Raw genomic sequence first — 20083 nt, 5'->3', positions numbered from 1 at the left:
AGGAAGCTTAGGCCAATATTACAGTTGTGTCAGTTTGGGATATTTTTCTTGAAGTACACGCTATTTAATACGTATGGTCTCCATCTTTTCGCATTGCGCGACTTTTATTGAATATAAGATTGAAGTGTAATCATTGCTTTGGGTTCCATTAATTCTCACGGAGGCGATGTTCTAGGTCTCTCCATTAAAATTAATAGGAGACTTGAATGCGCTGCTGCAACAGCTGAGTGTTCAATGATCAAAGAAGATAGTAATGCCACCGAGGGTGATTAATTGTGAGTATTAATTTTGAGAAAGCATTAGGCTCCGCAGAAAGAGCATTAGTTTATCGTGGCCAAAGAGCTGAGATCTTGAGTAACAATATCGCGAACGCTGACACTCCGAACTTCAAAGCCCAAGACTTGGATTTTTCTACTGTGCTCGCCAGCCAAACCAAAGAACCTGCTACCACTGCGTTTTCTTTGAAAACAACAAACGCAAAGCATTTTCTTAAGAAAGAATCGGCGGTGGCTATATACGGGCGCGACTTGCTTTACAGCACGCCGGCTCAGCCTGCCTTGGACCAAAATACTGTCGATCAGCAGGTCGAGGTCGCCAAATACACAGAAAACGCAATACGTTTCAACGCGGCTTTTACTCGGTTGAATGGAGCATTCAAGGGTTTGCTCAAAGCTCTGCGCGGTGACTAGCAGCGCAGGCGCATGCGAGCCCATTTTGACCGACACAGCAGCTTAAGTACTCCTAGATTCAGAGGTATTCTCCTCCAGACGGCGCTCTACTCAGGAGCAGGAGTCTCCGTTCAATGGCTGATCTTGGAAGGAAAGCCAACCGCCTCCACAGCTTTACGAAGCTGTTCCGCGTTTTCGCTACTTTCAACACTCACCTTACCGGTTGATCGATCGACTGAGACCGTAGAGTTGCCGTCCAGTGCCTGGATCGCTCTGGTGATTTTGCCGACGCAGCTGCCGCAACCAATGCCTGATACATCTAAGACGACCATGTAAATTACCCTCGTGCTGAGCGGTGTCTTTTCCCCGCAGCGACAGCATCGACGTTGACACCATGGCAAGGTCAACGATTATCTGATCAAGGTCGTGAGCGTCATCGACGCTCAGTCAATTCGACTATTCCTCAACCTCAATGCATTGAATACTACAGATGCAGAACTGACGCTCATGGCTATAGCAGCGATCATTGGCGACAGGAGGTGCCCCGTCAATGGATAGAGCAAACCAGCGGCAAGAGGTATACCCATTGAGTTGTAGAGAAAAGCGAAGCCCAAATTCTGGCGCATGTTTTTAACTGTGGCGACTGAAAGAGCTCGTGCTCGTAAGATCCCCATCAGGTCACCTTTTACCAGCGTGAGTTGCGCGCTATTCATCGCCACGTCAGTCCCCGTTCCCATGGCTATCCCGACATTTGCTCGCGCTAGGGCCGGAGCATCGTTGATCCCGTCACCCGCCATGGCCACTTTTCGCCCGTGTTGCTGTAGATCTGCCACCAGGCGCTCCTTGTCATGGGGTTTGACTTCACCGTGGACCTCTTCAATCCCCATTTCCCTGGCGACAGCCCGAGCGGTAGTAAGCCCGTCCCCAGTAGCCATGATGATTTTCACGTTGTGAGCCTTAAGCTTGGTGACGGCCTCTTTTGAGGTTGGCTTGATCGGATCTGATACGGCCAACAGTCCTGCCAATGCGCCGTCGACTGCGAGGTAGATAATACTAATGCCGTCAAGTCGCAACACCTCAGCGCGCTCTTGTAGGGAGTTGGTGCTCACGCCTGCGGCTTCCATCAACGCTGTGTTCCCCAGCTGGAGCTTTTTGCCATCGACAACGCCACTGACCCCGATACCCGAATCAGACTCAAAGGATTCGGGCTTGGTGAGCTTGATGTTCTCGGCTCGGGCGTGATCGACGATCGCATGTGCTAAAGGATGCTCGCTACCTTGATCAAGGCTGGCAGCCAAGTGAAGGACGTCGTCGGGATTGAAGGTGGGAGTGGCTTCCACGCTGTGAAACACGGGCCGTCCCTCTGTCAGGGTGCCTGTCTTGTCAACAATCAGCGTGTCGATTCTGCAAAGGCTTTCAATTGCACTGGCATCTCTGAACAAAACACCCATGCTGGCTGCCTTACCTGTCGACACCATGATCGACATAGGCGTAGCAAGTCCCAACGCACAGGGACAAGCGATGATCAGCACGGCGACAGCGTTGATTAGACCAAACACCCAACTGGGCTCAGGACCGAAAAGCCCCCAACCGATAAATGTCATTATCGCAATCGTGATAACACCCATCACGAAGTAGCCGGCAATCGAGTCGGCCATTCGTTGCATCGGCGCCTTGGAACGCTGAGCTCTCGCGACCATCTGTACGATCTGAGACAACATGGTTTCGGCACCGACCTTCTGCGCCTCCATTACCAGGCTTCCATGCGTATTAAGCGTGGCGCCGATCAGGCTATCTCCAGCTTTCTTCATTACCGGGACTGGCTCGCCAGTGAGCATCGACTCATCCACCGCACTTTCACCCTCAAGTACCGAACCATCAACTGGCACCTTTTCACCTGGTCTCACCCGTAAGTGGTCTCCCAGGTGCACATGGGTGAGAGGAATGTCTTCCTCCTGGCCATTGGCATTGATCCGACGTGCAGTTTTGGGCGAAAGGCCGAGAAGAGACTTAATGGCGGCGGAAGTTTGTGATCGGGCTTTGAGCTCAAGGATCTGGCCAAGCAACGTGAGCGAGATGATGACCGCTGCCGCTTCGAAGTAAACGCCGATACGTCCATCTTGTATGAAATTGGCGGGAAAACTTTCGGGGAAGAGCGTTGCTATGACGCTGTACAGATAAGCTGCGGCGGTGCCCAACCCAATCAGAGTCCACATGTTGGGACTGCGATTTTTAACCGAGGCCAGTCCCCTTACAAAAAAAGGCCATCCTGCCCACAAGGTCACGGGTGTCGCCAGAGCGAACTCAATCCAGTTTTGAGTCGAACCATGAAGAAGTTGTAACGAGTGACCCGCCATCGCGAGCACGGTTACGACCACGGTTAAGGGCAGCGACCACCAGAAGCGGCGATTGAAATCCCGGAGTTCAGGATTTTCTTCTTCATCAAGCGCCGGCATGACAGGCTCTAGTGCCATGCCACATTTAGGACAGTTACCGGGTCCGGTCTGCCGTATTTCAGGATGCATCGGGCACGTAAATTCAGCGCCCGTTTGTACCGCAGACTCGGGCGTTGTGCTGCCTGACTCGTCGCGCACCACGTGGCCACTGTAGCGCTCAGGGTCCGCTCGAAACTTCTCCTGGCATTTCAGGCTACAGAACCGATACGTCTGTCCCTGGTAAGTCTCAGCAAATTTACTCGACGAAGTGACTGCCATTCCACACACCGGGTCATGTAGATCAGCATCATCCCGGGAAGCAGCATGGGTGTGATTATGGTCGTGATGGCCAGATGTGGTAGGCATGTCTATTCCCCTTGTAAGGTGCTACTAGAAATGAGCATATTCAGTACAACGGTGATTTGCGGCGCCACAGTGGTGCGGTGATGTTTGCGCCCGGACCCAGGCTGAGTAAGCGTTGCTATGTTCCTTGCGACATAGCGTAGCCAACTCTTGCGTTGGGCCGGCAGAAACAGCCGACTCCGGTTTATTTCAGATCAAACTCGCCGACCATTCCCGATTGGTAATGCCCCGGCACGTTGCACGCAAACTGAAGCCCTGCACTGTCGTTGAAGGTCCAGATCAGCTCTTGGGTTGCGCCAGGCTCAATCAGGACACTGTTAGGGTCGTCATGCTCCATTGCCACCATCTTCATTCCGCCCATGCCGTGGCTCATGCCGCTCATCTTCCCGGTACCGGTAGGGCTCAGTGTTCCGTTCTCGAACATACTTGCCATTTCTTTCTGGTGTGCTACATGAGCAGCGGCTTTGCCGATGTTGAACTCATGCAGCAGCCAACCCTCGTTGTGTAGGACAAAGCGGACTGTTTCACCAGGTTTTACGTCGATGCTTTTAGGCTTGAAAAAAATGTCGCCCATCTCGACCTCTACCGTGCGGGTAACGTCAGAGGCCACACCAGGCTGGCCTATGTCGTCTTGTTCATGCCCTGCATTGGCCATAGCCGTGGCAGCGAAAAACAGGGTCATAGCTGCGATGAACGGGGTAGCGAGCGTAGTTTTCATGGTGACCTCAGGAATACGTGGGAACATTGGCTATGCTAATGATGCTCAGCTGCCAGCTAACTGACTTGGGCATTACTTCTTTGTCAGTTTTATAAACAGATACGGCGTCCAATTGACGCCGCAACAAGATGCTGACAAGTACTTATCCAGGGGCGTTTATTGATGGTTTCCTGAAAGCATCAATTTGTGCTCGCGCTGCATCTGGCGCAAAACGTCATCGACGATTTTGTCGTGCTTCTCCATCCAGGCTAGATGCTGCTGCGGTGACATTGAGGCATCTGGGTGATCGTTGTGGAGTTGGCTCATGATGTCTCCAAGCATCTTCATGTGCTCTGCCATGTGGATGTGACGCTCTCCTTCAGGGGCTTGTTCAGCTTTCATCAACGTGGCTTCGGCCTTTTCGCGCAAACCTTCCATACGCTCAATCACACGATCTCCACCGCTTTCAGCCCACACAGAAGCCGAGACGAGTATCGAGCTTACAAAAAACAGCATTTTCAGGCGGTTCATAGGGTTAGCTCCTCATGAGGGAATCCGACTTCCATACGATTCATCGCTCAGAGGTCGGTCGAGCACCAATGAAGTGCTCATGTCTGAACCCTAGCCAGCACTCGCTGACATCTACCTGAAGCCAAGATTACTTTTCTGTCAGTTGCTGGTTGGCTGCCAGTTTTCGTTGCAGACTTCGCTTAACCATTATCTGAGAACGACCTCATGAGACTTCTTGTCGCTGAAGACGAACCAAAAATAGGTATCTATTTGCAGCAAGGGCTCAACGAGGCCGGGTTCAATGTCGACCGGTTCACGAATGGAAAAGAGGCGCTTCAGCACGCTTTGAGCGAAGCCTATGATCTGCTGATTCTCGACGTCATGATGCCGGGTTTGGATGGCTGGGAAGTCCTGCAGAAGGTTCGCGCTTCCGGGAAAGACGTCCCGGTGCTTTTTCTCACTGCCAGAGACCGCGTTGAAGACCGAGTGAAGGGACTTGAACTCGGTGCGGATGACTATCTGATCAAACCCTTCGCGTTTTCTGAATTGCTTGCTCGAGTCAGAACGTTGCTGCGTCGAGGTAGCAGCGCACCTTCGCAAACCTTTATGAAACTGGCTGACCTTGAAGTGGACCTGCTCAAGCGTCGAGCCATCCGAGGAGGCAAACGCATAGACCTTACGGCCAAAGAGTTCGCGTTGCTTGAGCTTCTGCTGCGTCGTCGAGGGGAGGTGCTGCCAAAATCACTTATCGCCTCCCAGGTTTGGGATATGAACTTCGACAGCGATACCAATGTTATCGAGGTTGCAGTGAGACGGCTCAGGGCCAAGATAGACGACGATTTTGAGGTCAAGTTGATTCATACCTCAAGGGGAATGGGTTACATGCTCGATGCACCAGATTCGGAGTCGTGATGAACCGGATGTCCCTGACGACTCGTATGAGCCTGATGTTTATGCTCGCGGTAACGGCCGTGCTCACGGTCGCCGGACTCAGTTTCAATAACCTCAGCCGGCATCATTTCAAGATGCTGGATCAGCAGGCGTTGTACGAAAAACTCCATTCGACCCAGCGGATCTTGTCCGGGCTGAGCAACATCGATCAATTCAGCGAGGCTAAACCGGAGTTAGAAGCGCTGCTGGGCGCACACCGTGATTTGACTGCGCTTATCATCGATGGCGACGGCAAGGTGCTGTTTGCGGATCCCGGCCCGGTCGACGTTCCGAAGGCCTTTCGCACAACCACAAACACAACCGTCTGGGAATGGCGGGAGCAAGAGCAGATGTTCCGTGGTGTGACTGCGCAATCCGTAGTGACGGGACAAGAAAAGCCATTAACTGTCATGTTGATTTTTGACGTGACGCAGCATATGTCCTTTTTCGAGACGCTCGAACGATGGTTTTGGATAGGGTTGGTGATCAGCGCATTGGTCAGTGCTGCACTCGGCTGGATGGTCGCTAGCAGTGGCATGCGGCCTATCCGCCAGGTCACACGGGTTGCTGCCTCCATGTCAGCAAAATCACTCAAGGAGCGTATTCCCCTGGCACCCGTTCCGAAAGAGCTTCAACAGATGGTGTTGTCGTTCAACGCCATGTTATCCAGGCTCGACGATGCGTTTGTCCGGTTATCCAACTTTTCGGCAGACATTGCCCACGAACTACGGACCCCCGTGAGCAACTTGATGACCCACACTGAAGTGGTGCTTTCAAGAAAAAGAAACATCGAGGACTACGAAGACAATTTGTACTCCAATCTTGATGACTTGAAGCGCATGAGCCGGATGATTGATGACATGCTTTTTCTGGCGAAGTCAGACAACGGTCTAATTACCCACGAGAACAAGCCAATAGACCTGGTGGCGGTCGTGGAAAAATTGCTTGAGTACTATCGCCTCTTGGCGGATGAACGCGGGATCGAGCTCAAGGTTTCAGGACGGGGGAGCGTGCGAGGTGATGCCCTTATGCTAGACCGGGCTATTTCAAATCTGCTCTCAAATGCGCTGCGCTATACCTATGAAGGGACGTCAATCAGTGTCGATATTCAGCACAAGGACGCGTCGGTAACGGTTGTCGTGGAAAACCATGGTCAGCCCATTGCCCCCGAACACCTTGAAAAGCTGTTTGATCGTTTTTATCGCGTGGACCCAGCGCGGCGAGAAGGAAGTCCAAGCAACGCAGGGCTAGGTCTGTCGATTACCCGATCAATTGTCGAGGCGCACAATGGCAAGATCTGGTGTACGTCAGGCGACGGAAAAACGGCTTTTCATCTTGAGTTTCCGGCCGTCGATTCAACGGTTAGCTGAGCGACGAACATTTGTGATCATCGGCGGGTTGGCGTTCTGCGCTTAGCTACGCCTCTGCGGATTTTGTAGATCGATTTAACTCCCCGGTCCTGCGGTATGCCGTCTCTTTTCCAGGCCTTGCTACGCTCAACGACTAGATGCCAAACATCGGATCAAGCTGACTGAAATGTAATCGAACAGTTTGTGATCGTGTGGCATCGTGTTCTCGCACTGTAACGTTAGGGCTAGCGAGTTTCTCCTGTTCAACCTGGCGAAGAGGACGGGGGCTCCGAGTTAATCAACAGTGGTTTTTAAAGAAATTAAAAACTAGTTCCTCCCAAAAAACCTCGAATCAACAGCGCTTGCTGTGAGGAGTCTTGCATGTCATTCCTTAAAACTACGTCCGTGGCCGTTGCAATCACTGCTGGTTTGCTTCTGAGTGCAGTGGCCCAGGCACATCCGAAACTACTTTCTTCCACTCCGGCAGAAGGCTCGGATGCGGCGGCTCCGTCGAAAATCGAACTGCATTTTTCTGAGAATCTCACCACTCAGTTTTCCGGTGCAAAGCTGATCATGACCGACATGCCTGGCATGCCTAACTCCCCCATGGGTGTAAAGGCCGCTGTCGCTGCTGGTGGTGATCCGAAAACGATGGTGATTACGCCGGCTGCACCGCTGACCACCGGTACCTACAAAGTTGAATGGCGTGCAGTGTCTTCGGACACCCACCCGATCACCGGCAACTTTTCATTCAAAGTGAAATGATCCATGAGCGACTCATTAAATATCGTGGTTCGCTTTGCTCTCTATTTTGACCTGATGTTGTTATTTGGACTGGCCATATTCGGCTTGTACAGTCTCAGGGGAAAGGAAAGGGTATCGGGCACGGTCTTGAACTTTGAGTCGCTTCTTTACGGTACTTCTATTGCAGGTGTAGCTCTGTCCCTTGCTGCGATGTTGTTGCTTGCAAAAGCAATGAGCGGTGTATCGGAGCTTATGGAGCTACATCACCACATTTTTGAAATGGTCATCATGGGCACCGATGTTGGGTTGACCTGGATGGTTCGGATAGCCGCCTTGGTGGGGGCAATTCTGGGCGTCGCGTTGAATAAACGATATCCGACACCCAGCCTCTGGATCGTCACCGCCTGTGGAGCAATCGCGTTGGCCACGCTAGCCTGGACAGGGCATGGTGCCATGGACGAAGGCAGCCGCCGCTACTGGCATTTTCTCAGCGACATTTTCCATTTATTAGCGGCAGGTGGCTGGTTGGGTGCTCTAGCGGCCTTCGCTCTACTGCTGCGGTTGAAATCGCTGAAGGGTGAGGAGGAAGCACGTATTCTTGCCCGCGTGCTGACTGGCTTTGAGTCGGCCGGCGGTGTGATTGTTGCGATCATAAGCGTTACGGGAGTTGTAAATTATCTTTTCATCGTCGGTCCCAACCTTGATGAGGTCATGCTCAGTACCTATGGTCAGTTGCTGTTTTTGAAGATCCTGCTCTTTGCCGGGATGATCGTTTTAGCGACGCTGAACCGCTTTCACTTAAGCCCGCTATTGGAGCGCTCGGTTCGCAATGGTCAATACTCTGTAGCGGTCAATGCCTTGCGCCGCAGCATGAAATTCGAATTCCTGATGGCAATCCTCATCATCTGTCTTGTCGCATGGTTAGGCACGCTAAGTCCTGAAATGGAAATGAGCGCGCAATAGAGGTTTCTGGCAGCTAACCAAGAAGCCTAGAACGTGATTGTTAGCACCATTTCTACTGGCTACACTTCAGCCCATGACACGCTATCTACGGCTTTGCCTGATTTTCCTGATTAGCCTGGCGCTTCCCTTCAGCGGGATGGCGGGTGTTCAGGCGCCGACAGAGCCGTGCCCGATGCAAACCATGGGCATGGCGATGATGGACGGCATGGGCCAAGACTGCTGCCATGACATGAAAAGCCCAACCGAGCACGGTAAACCCTGTAAGCCGGGCCAGGAGTGCAAGACCGGCGGCATGCTGCAAGTCTCCATCATCAAGCCTCCGGTGACCCTGTCGAGCCCCCTCGCAGCGTCCATCTCCATAGATTCCCATCCTGTCCAAACTCCATCAGGGGTATGGCGACCTCCCCGCATTTGATTCCTGTACCACACTGAGCCTCATTCCGCGTCAGGCGGTATGGGATATCTGCGTGCATCTCTCATGAAGCACGCAGTGGATCATCACAGGAATCGTGAACATGAAATCCAAGTGCTATTGCACAGGGCGGCCCCTCGTGGCCATCTTGGCGGCAAGCGTATTGGCCACGCCGAGTTTCGCTGCTGCGTTGACACTCGATGATGCTTTGCAGCTGGCTGAAACCAATGCGCCGTCGCTGACTGCACAAGATGCAAAAATTCGTGCCGCCACTAGTGCAGCCATCCCAGCCGGGGAACTACCCGATCCCAAGTTGCTGGTAGGTATACAGAACTATCCCATTGGGGGGCCGGATCGCTGGAGCATCGATCAGGACTTCATGACCATGCAAATGGTCGGTGTCAGTCAGGAAATGCCGAACAGCGCCAAACGAAAAGCCCGAATCGAGGTTGCTGATGCAGCCATTGACCGCGCTGCCGCTGAGCGTCTGGTCGAACGTCTAAAGGTTCGTCAGGCCACGGCGCTGGCCTGGATCAGCAGCTATTCCGTTGAGCGTAAAGACGCGCTGTTCCAGGACTTCTATAGGGAAAACCGCCTGCTGGCCGATACCGTCCGCGCGCAGATTGCCGGTGGCCGCGCTCAACCTGCTGATGCCGTCACGCCCAAACAGGAGGCGGCACAACTGGAAGAGCAGCAGGACGATCTGATTCGCCAGAGATCGCAAGCCCGAGCAGCTTTGAAGAGCTGGATTGGACCAGCCGCAAACGATAAACCTGTGGGCAGCTTGCCTGAATGGCCTGTAGAAGCCTCTGGGTACTCTCACAACGTTCAACATCACCCAGAATTGGCAGCGTTTGCCCCAATGACCCGCGAAGCGCAGGCCAAGGTGCGCGAGGCCGAAGCGGAAAAGCGGTCTGATTGGAGCTGGGAAGTCGACTATCAGCATCGCGGCCGAGAGTTCGGCGACATGGTCAGCGTGCAGTTTTCATGGGATCTACCACTGTTTCCTGACTCGCGACAAAACCCAAAAATCGCAGCCAAGCATGCGGAACTCAATCAGCTTGAGGCTGAGCGTGAGGTCCTTTCACGCGAGCACACCCAGCAATTGGAGGATGACTTAGCGGACTATGAGCGCCTGAACCGCGCCGTTCATCGAGCCCAGACCAGCCTGCTCCCTTTGGCTAAGGAAAAGGTCGAGCTCACTATGGCCAGCTATCGCGCCGGCAAAGGCGATCTGAACTCCGTCGTGGCCGCTCGGCGCGAGCTTATCGAAGCCCGTCTCAAGCAGATTGATGTTGAAGAGCAGCGTGCTCTCACCAGCGCTCGCCTGTATTTCGCCTATGGGGAGTCCGCTCAATGATCTCTCGAACATGGAAAGGGGTTTTTGTTGTCAGCATCTCAATTGCTTTGGGAGTCGCCGGTGGTTACTGGTTGGCTCAACCGAGGGTGAGCGCAGTACCGGATGCAGCATCGGAGCCGAAGCCGGAGTCCTCAGTCGATCGCAAGGTTCTGTATTGGTACGACCCCATGTACCCACAACAGAAATTCGATAAGCCGGGTAAGTCGCCCTTCATGGACATGGAGATGGTCCCTCAGTACGCGGATAGCAAGGGGGACAGCGCCACTGTTCGCATTGATCCAAGCCTGACCCAGAATCTTGGTGTGCGACTGGCTACGGTCAATCGAGGTGTGTTTGCTTCGAGTCTGGACGTTGTAGGTGTATTGACCTTCAACGAGCGTGACGTCGCCGTCATCCAGGCCCGTACGGCGGGTTTCGTCGAGCGCGTGTATGCCCATGCTCCTGGCGATGTGATCAAAGCCAACGCCGCCTTGGCGGATATTCTTGTCCCGGAGTGGTCTGCGGCTCAGGAGGAGTTTCTCGCACTTAAGCGTAGCGGCGATGCGGGCTTGCTGGCAGCGGCTCGCCAGCGTTTGCGGCTTACCGGGATGCCGGCGGCATCGATTACTCAAGTAGAGCGCAGTGGCAAAGTCCAACCGAACCTGACCCTCACCAGCCCTATCAGTGGGGTGTTGCAAGAACTCGATGTGCGCGAAGGTATGACAGTGGCTGCCGGCCAAACACTGGCACGCGTGAATGGGTTGAGTAACGTCTGGCTGGCTCTGGCGGTCCCGGAGACTGAATTCGGGTCGATACAGCTGGGACAAGTGGCTGAGGCGCGTTTGCCCGCGTTCCCAGGCGTCGTGCTCAACGGCGTGGTAAGCGCGATTCTTCCAGAAACCAATCCCGATAGTCGCACCCTTCGCGTGCGCGTCGAATTGCCTAACCCGCAAGGCCGTCTCAGGCCGGGTATGACCGCACGCGTGAGCCTTAATCGCGCGACGGAGCAAAGTGTGCTGTGGGTGCCGAGCGAGGCGGTCATTCGCACCGGTCTACGTGCGCTGGTGATGCTCGCTGAAGACGCCGGTCGCTATCGTCCCGTGGAGGTGCAACTTGGGCAGGAAAGCGATGGCAAGACGGCGATATTGAAAGGGTTGGAAGAGGGCCAAAAAGTGGTTAGCTCTGGCCAGTTCCTGCTCGACTCAGAGGCCAGTCTTAAAGGCATCGTTGCCAAATCAGAGGAACCTTCACCCACCAGTGCAGCCGCCGCCGGTTTGCATGAAGCGGATGGGCAAATCGTTGAGATCAACGATAAAGAAGTCACTCTCGCTCACGGCCCTTTTAAGACGCTGGGCATGCCTGGCATGACGATGACGTTCCCGCTCGCCAATCCCGCTCTGATGCAGGGTCTTAAAACGGGCGACAAGGTCCGGATAGGTGTGAATCAGACCGACGACGGCTTGCGTGTTGAGCGTCTGGACAAATCAGGGGGCCAGCCATGATTGCAGCCCTGATTCGTTGGTCCGTAACCAACCGATTCCTGGTGCTACTGGCGACGCTGTTTATCACGGCGTGGGGCATTTGGTCGGTGCAGAGCACGCCCATTGATGCGCTACCAGACTTGTCCGATGTGCAGGTGATCATCCGCACCCCGTATCCTGGACAAGCACCCCAGATTGTCGAGAACCAGGTCACCTATCCGTTGGCCACCACCATGCTCTCAGTACCAGGTGCCAAGACGGTGCGTGGTTATTCCTTTTTCGGTGACAGCTTTGTCTATGTGCTGTTCGAAGACGGCACTGACTTGTACTGGGCTCGCTCGCGGGTGTTGGAGTACTTGAGCCAAGTACAAAGCCGCTTGCCGGCCAGCGCCAAGCCAGCGTTGGGGCCAGATGCGACAGGCGTAGGATGGATCTTCCAGTACGCGCTGGTGGATCGCACTGGCGGGCATGATCTGGCGCAGCTACGCGCACTTCAGGACTGGTTCCTCAAGTTTGAACTCAAGACCCTGCCCAATGTGGCGGAAGTGGCCACTGTGGGCGGCATGGTCAAGCAGTACCAAGTGCAGCTTGATCCGCTCAAACTGGCCAGTCTTGGTATTACGCAGGCCGAGGTGACCGAAGCGATCGGCAAGGCCAATCAGGAAACGGGTGGCGCGGTGCTGGAGATGGCAGAGACCGAGTTCATCGTGCGTGCATCCGGCTACCTGAAGACGCTCAATGATTTTCGGGCGATCCCCCTCAAGCTGGGATCGGGCGGTGTGCCGGTGAACTTGGGCGATGTCGCCACGATCCAGTTGGGGCCGGAGATGCGCCGTGGCATCACCGAACTCGACGGCGAAGGCGAGACGGTTGGCGGCGTGGTGATTTTGCGCAGCGGTAAGAATGCTCGCGAGACCATTGCGGCGGTCAAGACCAAACTCGACGAGTTGAAAAGCAGCCTTCCGGCCGGAGTGGAAATTGTCACCACCTACGACCGTGGGAAACTGATTGACCGCGCTGTTGAAAACCTCAGCCACAAGCTCATCGAAGAGTTCATCGTTGTCGCATTGGTTTGCGGGATCTTTCTTTGGCACCTGCGCTCCTCTCTGGTGGCTATTATTTCCCTGCCGGTCGGTGTACTGATGGCCTTTATTGTCATGCGCTACCAAGGGCTCAACGCCAACATCATGTCCCTGGGTGGGATAGCCATCGCCATCGGCGCCATGGTCGATGCTGCTGTGGTGATGATCGAAAACGCACACAAGAAAGTTGAGGCATGGCACGTGGCCAATCCAGGTGAGGAACTGAATGGTGAACGTCATTGGCAGGTAATGACCGAAGCGGCGACTGAAGTTGGACCAGCCCTATTCTTCTGTTTGTTGATCATCACTCTTTCGTTCATTCCGGTGTTCACCCTGCAAGCGCAAGAGGGTCGGCTGTTCGGCCCGCTGGCTTTCACCAAGACCTACGCCATGGCTGCAGCAGCGGGATTGTCAGTGACCTTGGTGCCGGTTTTGATGGGCTACTGGATTCGGGGACGGATTCCTAATGAAAAAAACAACCCGCTGAGCCGCTGGCTCATCCGGATCTACCAGCCGGCTCTGGATGCAGTGCTGCGGCGACCGAGGATCACGCTGCTGGTGGCGGCGTTGGTGTTTTTTAGTGCGCTATGGCCAATGTCGCGCTTGGGGGGCGAGTTTCTTCCGCCTTTGAATGAGGGCGACCTGCTCTATATGCCTTCGGCGCTGCCCGGATTGTCCGCACAGAAAGCGGCGCAACTGCTGCAACAGACCGACCGCCTGATCAAAACCGTGCCGGAGGTCGAACATGTCTTCGGTAAAGCGGGACGTGCCGAAACTGCCACCGACCCGGCGCCGCTGGAGATGTTCGAAACCACTATCCAGTTCAAGCCACAGGAGCAATGGCGCCCAGGCATGACTCAGGAAAAACTGGTGGAAGAGCTGGACCGAGTCGTGCGAGTTCCTGGGCTGACGAATATCTGGATACCACCGATTCGCAACCGAATAGACATGCTGGCTACGGGGATCAAAAGTCCTATTGGTGTAAAGATTGCCGGCACCAACCTGACGGAAATCGATTCCGCGACTCAGGCGGTCGAGCGAGTGGCCAAGAGCGTACCCGGTGTCAGTTCGGCGCTGGCCGAGCGATTGACCGGTGGACGTTACATCGACGTGGATATCGACCGACAAGCCGCCGCCCGATACGGACTGAATATCGCCGATGTGCAGTCGATCGTGGCCGGCGCTATCGGCGGGGAAAATGTCGGTGAAACCATTGAAGGGCTTGCACGCTTCCCAATCAACGTCCGTTACCCTCGGGAGTGGCGGGATTCGCTTGGCGCTTTGGAGCAGTTGCCAATCTACACCCCGCTAGGCAGCCAGATCACCCTTGGCACAGTGGCGAAGATCAAGGTCAACGACGGGCCGCCGATGCTCAAAAGTGAAAACGCACGGCCTTCAGGCTGGGTGTACGTCGACGTGCGTGGCCGGGACATTGCCTCGGTAGTCGCCGATCTACGTCGGCTCGTCAGCGAGCAGGTCAAGTTGCAGCCCGGCATGAGCCTGAGCTACTCAGGTCAGTTCGAGTTTCTTGAGAGGGCAAATGCACGACTAAAACTGGTGGTCCCCGCCACGCTGCTGATCATCTTCGTCCTGCTTTACCTGACATTTGCACGCTTTGATGAGGCTTTGCTGATTATGGCCACACTGCCATTCGCTCTCACGGGCGGAGCATGGTTTCTCTATCTGTTGGGATTCAACCTGTCGGTTGCCACCGGGGTCGGCTTTATCGCCCTGGCTGGAGTTTCTGCCGAATTTGGCGTGATCATGCTGCTCTACCTGAAAAATGCCTGGGCCGAGCGTCAAGAGCTCGGTGACAACACAGAACGCGGGTTGATGGCCGCGATTCGTGAAGGCGCTGTGCAGCGCGTTCGCCCCAAGGCCATGACCGTTGCGGTGGTTATCGCTGGTTTGTTACCAATACTTTTAGGAAGTGGTGCCGGCAGCGAGGTGATGAGCCGCATTGCCGCCCCGATGATTGGCGGTATGGTCACGGCGCCGTTGCTGTCGCTGTTCGTCATTCCGGCGGCCTATCACCTCATGCGCCGTCGACGCCTATCCGCTGAGCCTGGCAGGTACTAACGCGGAAAAAATGTGCAAAAGGGGCTGCGCTTGCAGCCTCGTTTGAGTTGCACATCTCGTTGTCATCAGTTCTACGCGCGGTATGTATCGAAATTAGCGAGTTTATGTACTTTGCATAAACTCGCTAATTTCGATACATACGCTGTGGTCAGTGCCACTCCCCACCAGCACTTGCTAGAAAAACGCCCGCTTCCATCACTGCGTTTCGATGAGCCAAAAAAAGCACCCTGCTCAAAGCCGACTCAGCATTCGTCACCCTGATATCTCTCTTGAAATTGAGGCAAATGACCTTAATATGATCTTATCTTGCCATCATCGTTTTCAATCATGGATGTTTCTCGGGGGGTAGGTCGGAATGGCAGAACAAGACGACGCAAAGCCTGCGAGTGGGCGCTTTAATACGAATGATGAGACGAAGCGGATCGTATGGACACAGACCGCTGGTCATTGTGAACTGTGCGGCACAGATCTAACGTTCGACTATCGTGCCGGCAAGCCAATGAAATGGGGCGAAGTGGCGCATATCCTACCCGCCAGTCCCAAAGGCCCTCGGGGACGCGCGGATCATGATGCTGAGGCGCACACAAACGATACCGCTAATCTGATGCTCCTGTGCCCAGGTTGTCATGACAAAATTGATCGTGACGCAGATGGGTATCCTGAAAATGATTTGAGTGGTTTACACCAAGCGTACCTGGAACGCATCCGACTCGCCGCAACGACCCCCGATGGTGGTAGAGCCATTCCTCTCATCGTCCAAAGTCAGCATTTTCAGACAATCAACGATATTCCCGTTCGCGATCTGTTGACTGCGATGTCCGCCGAGGGATTAACCGCCTTCGATCAAGGCATCAAAATCACTTTCCCTGCGCCAGGACCACGCGGCCGCGACACTACCTATTGGCAGAACGTCAAAGACAGCATCCAGTATGAGCTGGAACAGCAACTCAAGCGTCGCGGCGGTACCTACGGCGACTCGCCCGCGCTGGCAGTAGTCGGCTTGGCCGACATCCCGGCTTTGATGATGCTGGGCCAGAGTATCGGCGACCGTTCCAAGCGCTTGATCTTCTCCTTTCACCGCGAACATCGTTTGCGCTGGCCCGATCAGTCCGCTGAGCCGCCCGTTTTTTTGTTTACACCTCCCCCCGAAGGCGACGGGCCACTGGCGCTGGTGCTTTCCATTTCTGCGCAAGTCCCAGTTCGCGACGTGACCGACGCTCTGCCGGGTGCACGTATTGCAGAGCTGTCGATCCCAGAACCAAGCTATGCGATGGTACAGAACCGTCGAGTGATTCATGCCTTTCGCGACGCACTTCAAATACGACTGAGTCAGCTTGAAGCTCTGACTCCTGAACCTATCCACGTCTTCGCCGCTATTCCTGCGGCATTGGCCATCGAGTTTGGCGCGTTGCTCACAACGCAGCATCAACATACGTACCTGATCTTCGATCGGGACAAAGAAAACCAGGATCGGTTTACGCAAACACTGCAATTGGGCTCGGTGGCCCAGGAGGCTAGGTAAATGCTATTGAGCAACGAACAGACCAAGCGCAGCAGTTGGGAATATTTTCTGCTTCGCGCCGCGCGGGAAATCTCGCTGTCGGAAGCGCAGTACGAAAAAATAAATGACCGCTACTCCCAACTGGAAAAAATCCTCTCGGCTTCCGACAACCCGCTGCTCGCTGAGGCCCATATCTTCGTTCAAGGCTCGATGCGGCTGAAAACGACCATCAAGCCAATCCCCGGCGCGCCTGCGGATCTGGACACCATTGATGCGGACGCGATTATCTGGCTCCCTCACGCTCAAGGCGCTAGTGCGAAGGAAGTTCTAGAGGCGATTGAGCAGCGTTTTAGGGAAGGCTCCCGCGTTCAGGAAGAAGTTAAACAATTACGTCGGGGCATCCGCATCGTTTATGCCGACGAAAATCCAGGCTTCCACATCGACGTCACGCCCGCCCGCGCGATCAACGGAAATGGCGAAGCCAACGGCGAGGGTAAGTTGGAGGTTCCGGATCGGGTCACAGGGTGGAAAGCAAGCAGCCCTATCCCTTACTCGAATTGGTTACAGGTTGCTTCTGCCCAGGAAATCTCTCTAGAAAGCTTGGTAGTTGCCAAGAGCCAGCGGATGCTCGATGCCGCGACGCAAGATCCTTTGCCGCATTATCAGGATTACATCGATCAAGATCCCCTGCGTGCGACTATAAAGCTGCTCAAGCGGCATCGCGATGAATGGGCCATCAACACAAGGAGCGCTGATACTCGCCCCATATCCGCTGTCATAACCACTTTGGCGACTCACGCATACCTGGATGTCGTGAAGGAATCGCAGTCGAAGCCTTTGGCGCCGCTCGATGCAATTTTGGAAATCGTTCGCAGAATGCCGCAGCACATCGCGCAAAGAGGTAGCGATTGCTTTGTCTGCAACCCAGCCGATAACGGCGAAAACTTTGCAGAGAAGTGGAATCGACCGGGCGAGGGGCAAGGTTATCGCCAAGCATTTGCCAGGTGGCATGCGGACGCCAGTGCATCTGTGTCTTTGGGTTTGGAAAGTTTTGAATCCAACGATTCCTTTGCCGAGGCAGTGAAAAAGAATTTCGGTATTGCACCGGCGCTCATTACGGCAGTGAACAATGAGATCCCTGCGAATTGGACCATGCCCGGCCGACCGGATGGCACTACTCGAAACTCTGCTTCGATGGGTTCGCTGTTCGGAGGGGCCAGCGGTGGCGGAACCTCTCAGTCGAGCGTAAAGCCAGTTGGACGCCTTGGCTGATCCTATTACGACGCTATTGCAGCGCGGAATCGCCGCACTGCGAATTACCCTAGGTCAGGACGCTGCCGATGCATTGCTCCAGCCCGCCCCCATGCGGGCTGACGAAGCGGCGTCCTTTTTCTTTCCCTTGCCCATCGATTACACGGGACAGGAGCGGCGACTGCGTATTGGTTTCCCCTCCAACTTTCCCCGTGGGCTTTTGCGGCTGAACGTCGAACCCTCTCCATGGCTGGTTTGGCCGCATGCCACCAAGTCGGGGCTCTGCCTTCATGGCTTTCAGGAACGCCCCATCATGGGCTCTCCGGAAGTTGTGGTAGAGGACAGCCTTGCTCGCTTGGCCCAGATCGTTTCGTTGTCAAAGATGGGATCAAGCCAGGCAACGCGCGATATCGAATTTCAGAATGAGATCACTACCTACTGGTCTTTTCAGCACGGTCAGTCTTTCCAGAACCTCTTACTGTTGGATCGGCCTCAGGCTGCCTCGCAGTTGTTTGCGCTCAGCGATCCGCGCCGGGCTGTGCCATCCGGTCAGGAAACGGTTTGGTTAGCATCGAACGTAGCTGCACTCAAAGGGCATTACCGACGGGTTGTCGGGCGTTCCGCTGTCATTCGCGCGGCCGAAACTCCCGGTTTTTACGTCAAGCTTCAGAATTATCCGGATATCCGCACCCCGGATCCAGAAGATCTATTGCCGTGGCTAACGCCCCACCTTCAACCAGACGATGCCGAGCAATTGCTGGCATGGTTTGAGCAGCATGGAACGTTGGCAAGTCGATGGATTGTTCTGGAGCTTCCTGGGGGGACGGATGCTCCAACTTATTGCCTCAATGTACGCTCGCTTGGCGTACAGCAGGAGCGGGGGGCAAAGTTTGGCTTGCGTACAGCGCGCCGCCGGCCAGCTATCGCAAATGCACATCCTCCGGCGCTCGTCCGGGCAACTGCCCTGGACGTGCTTGATCGAGCGTCCATTCTGTCCCGCGATATAAGCGGCACTGCCCAGCACCTTGAAAGTGCTCGGGTAGTTTGCGTTGGTGTTGGCTCGTTAGGCAGTGCGGTGGCAATACAGTTGGCACGATCCGGTGTCGGCCACCTCACCCTCATCGATCCTGACACCTTGGTATCAGCCAATCTGGGGAGGCATGTTCTTGGAGCGGATAGCCTAGGGAGACTGAAAGCCTCAGCGTTGAGGGACAAGATTTTGTTAGATCTTCCGACGACAGAATGCACCGCTTATTCGACTTTTGCCGAAGTGGTGATGAGCAGCAAACCAGAAGTGTTCGATAACGCAGATCTGGTGGTGATCACGACAGCAGATTGGCAGTCGGAGGTCACTGTATGGCGAGCGAAATCCAGCGGCGCTCCTTGGGGGCTCTTACAAGCCTGGAGCGAACCGTATACCCAGGTAGGTCATGCGCTATTCGCACCAGCCGGTACGTTTGATGGCCGTCATCTATTCACGAACGTCGGCGATTTCTTGCATAGATTTACAGAGTGGCCGGGAGGAGGTGTTGTTCCACTACCCGCCTGTGGGGAGAGCTTTATCCCAGGCGGCTCGCTGGGGATGACCAATATCGCCTCTATGGTGTCGCACACGGCCCTTCGCGCATTGACTGGCAACATCGCAACTGCATCTTGGGTCAGCAGCATTTACAGACCTGAAGATGTGCTGAGCCTGGGAGGCAAATACCTTGGGCCCAAACTGCCAGAGGGGGCGCAGCAAATCCTACTCGAGCGTGGATGGCCGGAAGATAAGGACGAAACGGTATGACGGATATCGCATGGCGCTGGCGATGGCCGGAGGTGAATACCGAGCTATTGGTGTCCCAAGCTGTCGCGAACATCTTCGATAGTCATCGGCAGGGCCTTTTTGGCGTGGAGCGAGGGGGACAGTTATTCGTCAATCCGGTTGATCCGAAAGGTCTGCTGTTGGCCTTGGCCACGGTGCCTCATCGCGCCGATCGGTCAGGTTGGTCTTGGCTAGAGTTGGATGCGGAGCGGTGCCGTCAGGAGATCAGGGCTGCCAACGAACAAGGGTTACGTCTGGTGGGCTACTGGCATACACACCCCCAATCCGTTCCGGTGATCTCTCCGGCAGATATCGGAAGTTTCTCCAAATTTGCTGCACGTTACACGCAGGATTTGCCGCACCCGATAGCCGTTATTGTCGGCAAGTCCGAAAAACCTGAAGGTATCAAGGCGTGGTCGTTCAGGGACGGCAGATATGTTGAGGCAGCCTGGGTCAGATGAGCTTTAAGTCC

Annotated in this window: 17 protein-coding genes; 13 read left to right on the top strand and 4 right to left on the bottom strand. The window is 54.9% G+C overall.

Annotated features, from left to right (window positions below):
* Positions 1 to 275 precede the first annotated feature (275 nt).
* On the top strand, positions 276 to 689 hold the full coding sequence (flgB, locus tag ACYSTU_RS07000; protein ID WP_034115527.1) for a flagellar basal body rod protein FlgB: 414 nt from the start codon (positions 276 to 278) through the stop codon (positions 687 to 689).
* A 110-nt stretch (positions 690 to 799) separates the two neighbouring features.
* Here the strand turns inward: flgB and ACYSTU_RS06995 are convergent, their stop codons facing one another.
* The 4 genes from ACYSTU_RS06995 to ACYSTU_RS06980 form a co-directional block, all read right to left on the bottom strand.
* Positions 800 to 1000 carry a heavy-metal-associated domain-containing protein gene (locus ACYSTU_RS06995; protein ID WP_083293928.1) on the bottom strand — a complete coding sequence of 67 codons (201 nt, stop codon included), beginning with the start codon at positions 998 to 1000 and terminating at the stop codon, positions 800 to 802.
* A 111-nt stretch (positions 1001 to 1111) separates the two neighbouring features.
* A complete protein-coding gene (locus ACYSTU_RS06990) occupies positions 1112 to 3469 on the bottom strand; it encodes a heavy metal translocating P-type ATPase (RefSeq protein ID WP_099586120.1) in 2358 nt (785 codons plus the stop codon).
* Positions 3470 to 3650: 181 nt separating this feature from the next.
* Positions 3651 to 4184, bottom strand: coding sequence for a cupredoxin domain-containing protein (locus ACYSTU_RS06985; RefSeq protein ID WP_498997028.1), 534 nt, complete (start codon positions 4182 to 4184; stop codon positions 3651 to 3653).
* Positions 4185 to 4340: 156 nt separating this feature from the next.
* A complete protein-coding gene (locus ACYSTU_RS06980; protein ID WP_099586118.1) occupies positions 4341 to 4694 on the bottom strand; it encodes a co-regulatory protein PtrA N-terminal domain-containing protein in 354 nt (117 codons plus the stop codon).
* Positions 4695 to 4898: 204 nt separating this feature from the next.
* On the opposite strand from ACYSTU_RS06980, the gene ACYSTU_RS06975 reads away from it, so the two are divergent.
* The 12 genes from ACYSTU_RS06975 (at position 4899) to ACYSTU_RS06920 (ending at position 20072) form a co-directional block, all read left to right on the top strand.
* Positions 4899 to 5585: a heavy metal response regulator transcription factor gene (locus ACYSTU_RS06975; protein ID WP_019816984.1), complete on the top strand. Its 687-nt coding sequence runs from the start codon at positions 4899 to 4901 to the stop codon at positions 5583 to 5585.
* Positions 5585 to 6973, top strand: coding sequence for a heavy metal sensor histidine kinase (locus tag ACYSTU_RS06970; RefSeq protein WP_099586117.1), 1389 nt, complete (start codon positions 5585 to 5587; stop codon positions 6971 to 6973). Before ACYSTU_RS06975 ends, ACYSTU_RS06970 begins: the two co-directional genes overlap by 1 nt.
* A gap of 360 nt (positions 6974 to 7333) precedes the next feature.
* On the top strand, positions 7334 to 7717 hold the full coding sequence (gene copC, locus ACYSTU_RS06965; RefSeq protein ID WP_024014909.1) for a copper homeostasis periplasmic binding protein CopC: 384 nt from the start codon (positions 7334 to 7336) through the stop codon (positions 7715 to 7717).
* 3 nt (positions 7718 to 7720) lie between these two features.
* Positions 7721 to 8659, top strand: coding sequence for a copper homeostasis membrane protein CopD (copD, locus tag ACYSTU_RS06960; protein WP_024014908.1), 939 nt, complete (start codon positions 7721 to 7723; stop codon positions 8657 to 8659).
* A 73-nt stretch (positions 8660 to 8732) separates the two neighbouring features.
* Positions 8733 to 9074 (top strand): hypothetical protein, encoded by a 342-nt coding sequence (locus ACYSTU_RS06955; RefSeq protein ID WP_080377434.1) that lies wholly within the window; start codon positions 8733 to 8735, stop codon positions 9072 to 9074.
* Positions 9075 to 9174: 100 nt separating this feature from the next.
* On the top strand, positions 9175 to 10431 hold the full coding sequence (locus tag ACYSTU_RS06950) for a TolC family protein (RefSeq protein WP_024014906.1): 1257 nt from the start codon (positions 9175 to 9177) through the stop codon (positions 10429 to 10431).
* Positions 10428 to 11912 carry an efflux RND transporter periplasmic adaptor subunit gene (locus ACYSTU_RS06945; RefSeq protein WP_039593196.1) on the top strand — a complete coding sequence of 495 codons (1485 nt, stop codon included), beginning with the start codon at positions 10428 to 10430 and terminating at the stop codon, positions 11910 to 11912. The genes ACYSTU_RS06950 and ACYSTU_RS06945 overlap by 4 nt, the downstream gene beginning before the upstream one ends.
* Positions 11909 to 15052, top strand: a complete 3144-nt coding sequence (locus ACYSTU_RS06940; protein WP_487208039.1) for an efflux RND transporter permease subunit — start codon at positions 11909 to 11911, stop codon at positions 15050 to 15052. The genes ACYSTU_RS06945 and ACYSTU_RS06940 overlap by 4 nt, the downstream gene beginning before the upstream one ends.
* Positions 15053 to 15407: 355 nt before the next feature.
* Entirely contained in the window at positions 15408 to 16574 is a 1167-nt protein-coding gene (locus tag ACYSTU_RS06935; RefSeq protein ID WP_498997018.1) for an SAVED domain-containing protein, read from the top strand.
* Positions 16575 to 17825, top strand: a complete 1251-nt coding sequence (locus tag ACYSTU_RS06930; protein ID WP_060480364.1) for a nucleotidyltransferase domain-containing protein — start codon at positions 16575 to 16577, stop codon at positions 17823 to 17825.
* Positions 17809 to 19593, top strand: coding sequence for a ThiF family adenylyltransferase (locus ACYSTU_RS06925; RefSeq protein ID WP_070411936.1), 1785 nt, complete (start codon positions 17809 to 17811; stop codon positions 19591 to 19593). Before ACYSTU_RS06930 ends, ACYSTU_RS06925 begins: the two co-directional genes overlap by 17 nt.
* On the top strand, positions 19590 to 20072 hold the full coding sequence (locus ACYSTU_RS06920; RefSeq protein ID WP_034115605.1) for a Mov34/MPN/PAD-1 family protein: 483 nt from the start codon (positions 19590 to 19592) through the stop codon (positions 20070 to 20072). The genes ACYSTU_RS06925 and ACYSTU_RS06920 overlap by 4 nt, the downstream gene beginning before the upstream one ends.
* Positions 20073 to 20083: the final 11 nt, after the last annotated feature.

Source organism: Pseudomonas glycinis (genome assembly GCF_054871425.1).
The sequence above is the reverse complement of the archived record's forward strand: the minus strand, read 5'-3'. Positions and strand labels throughout refer to the sequence as shown.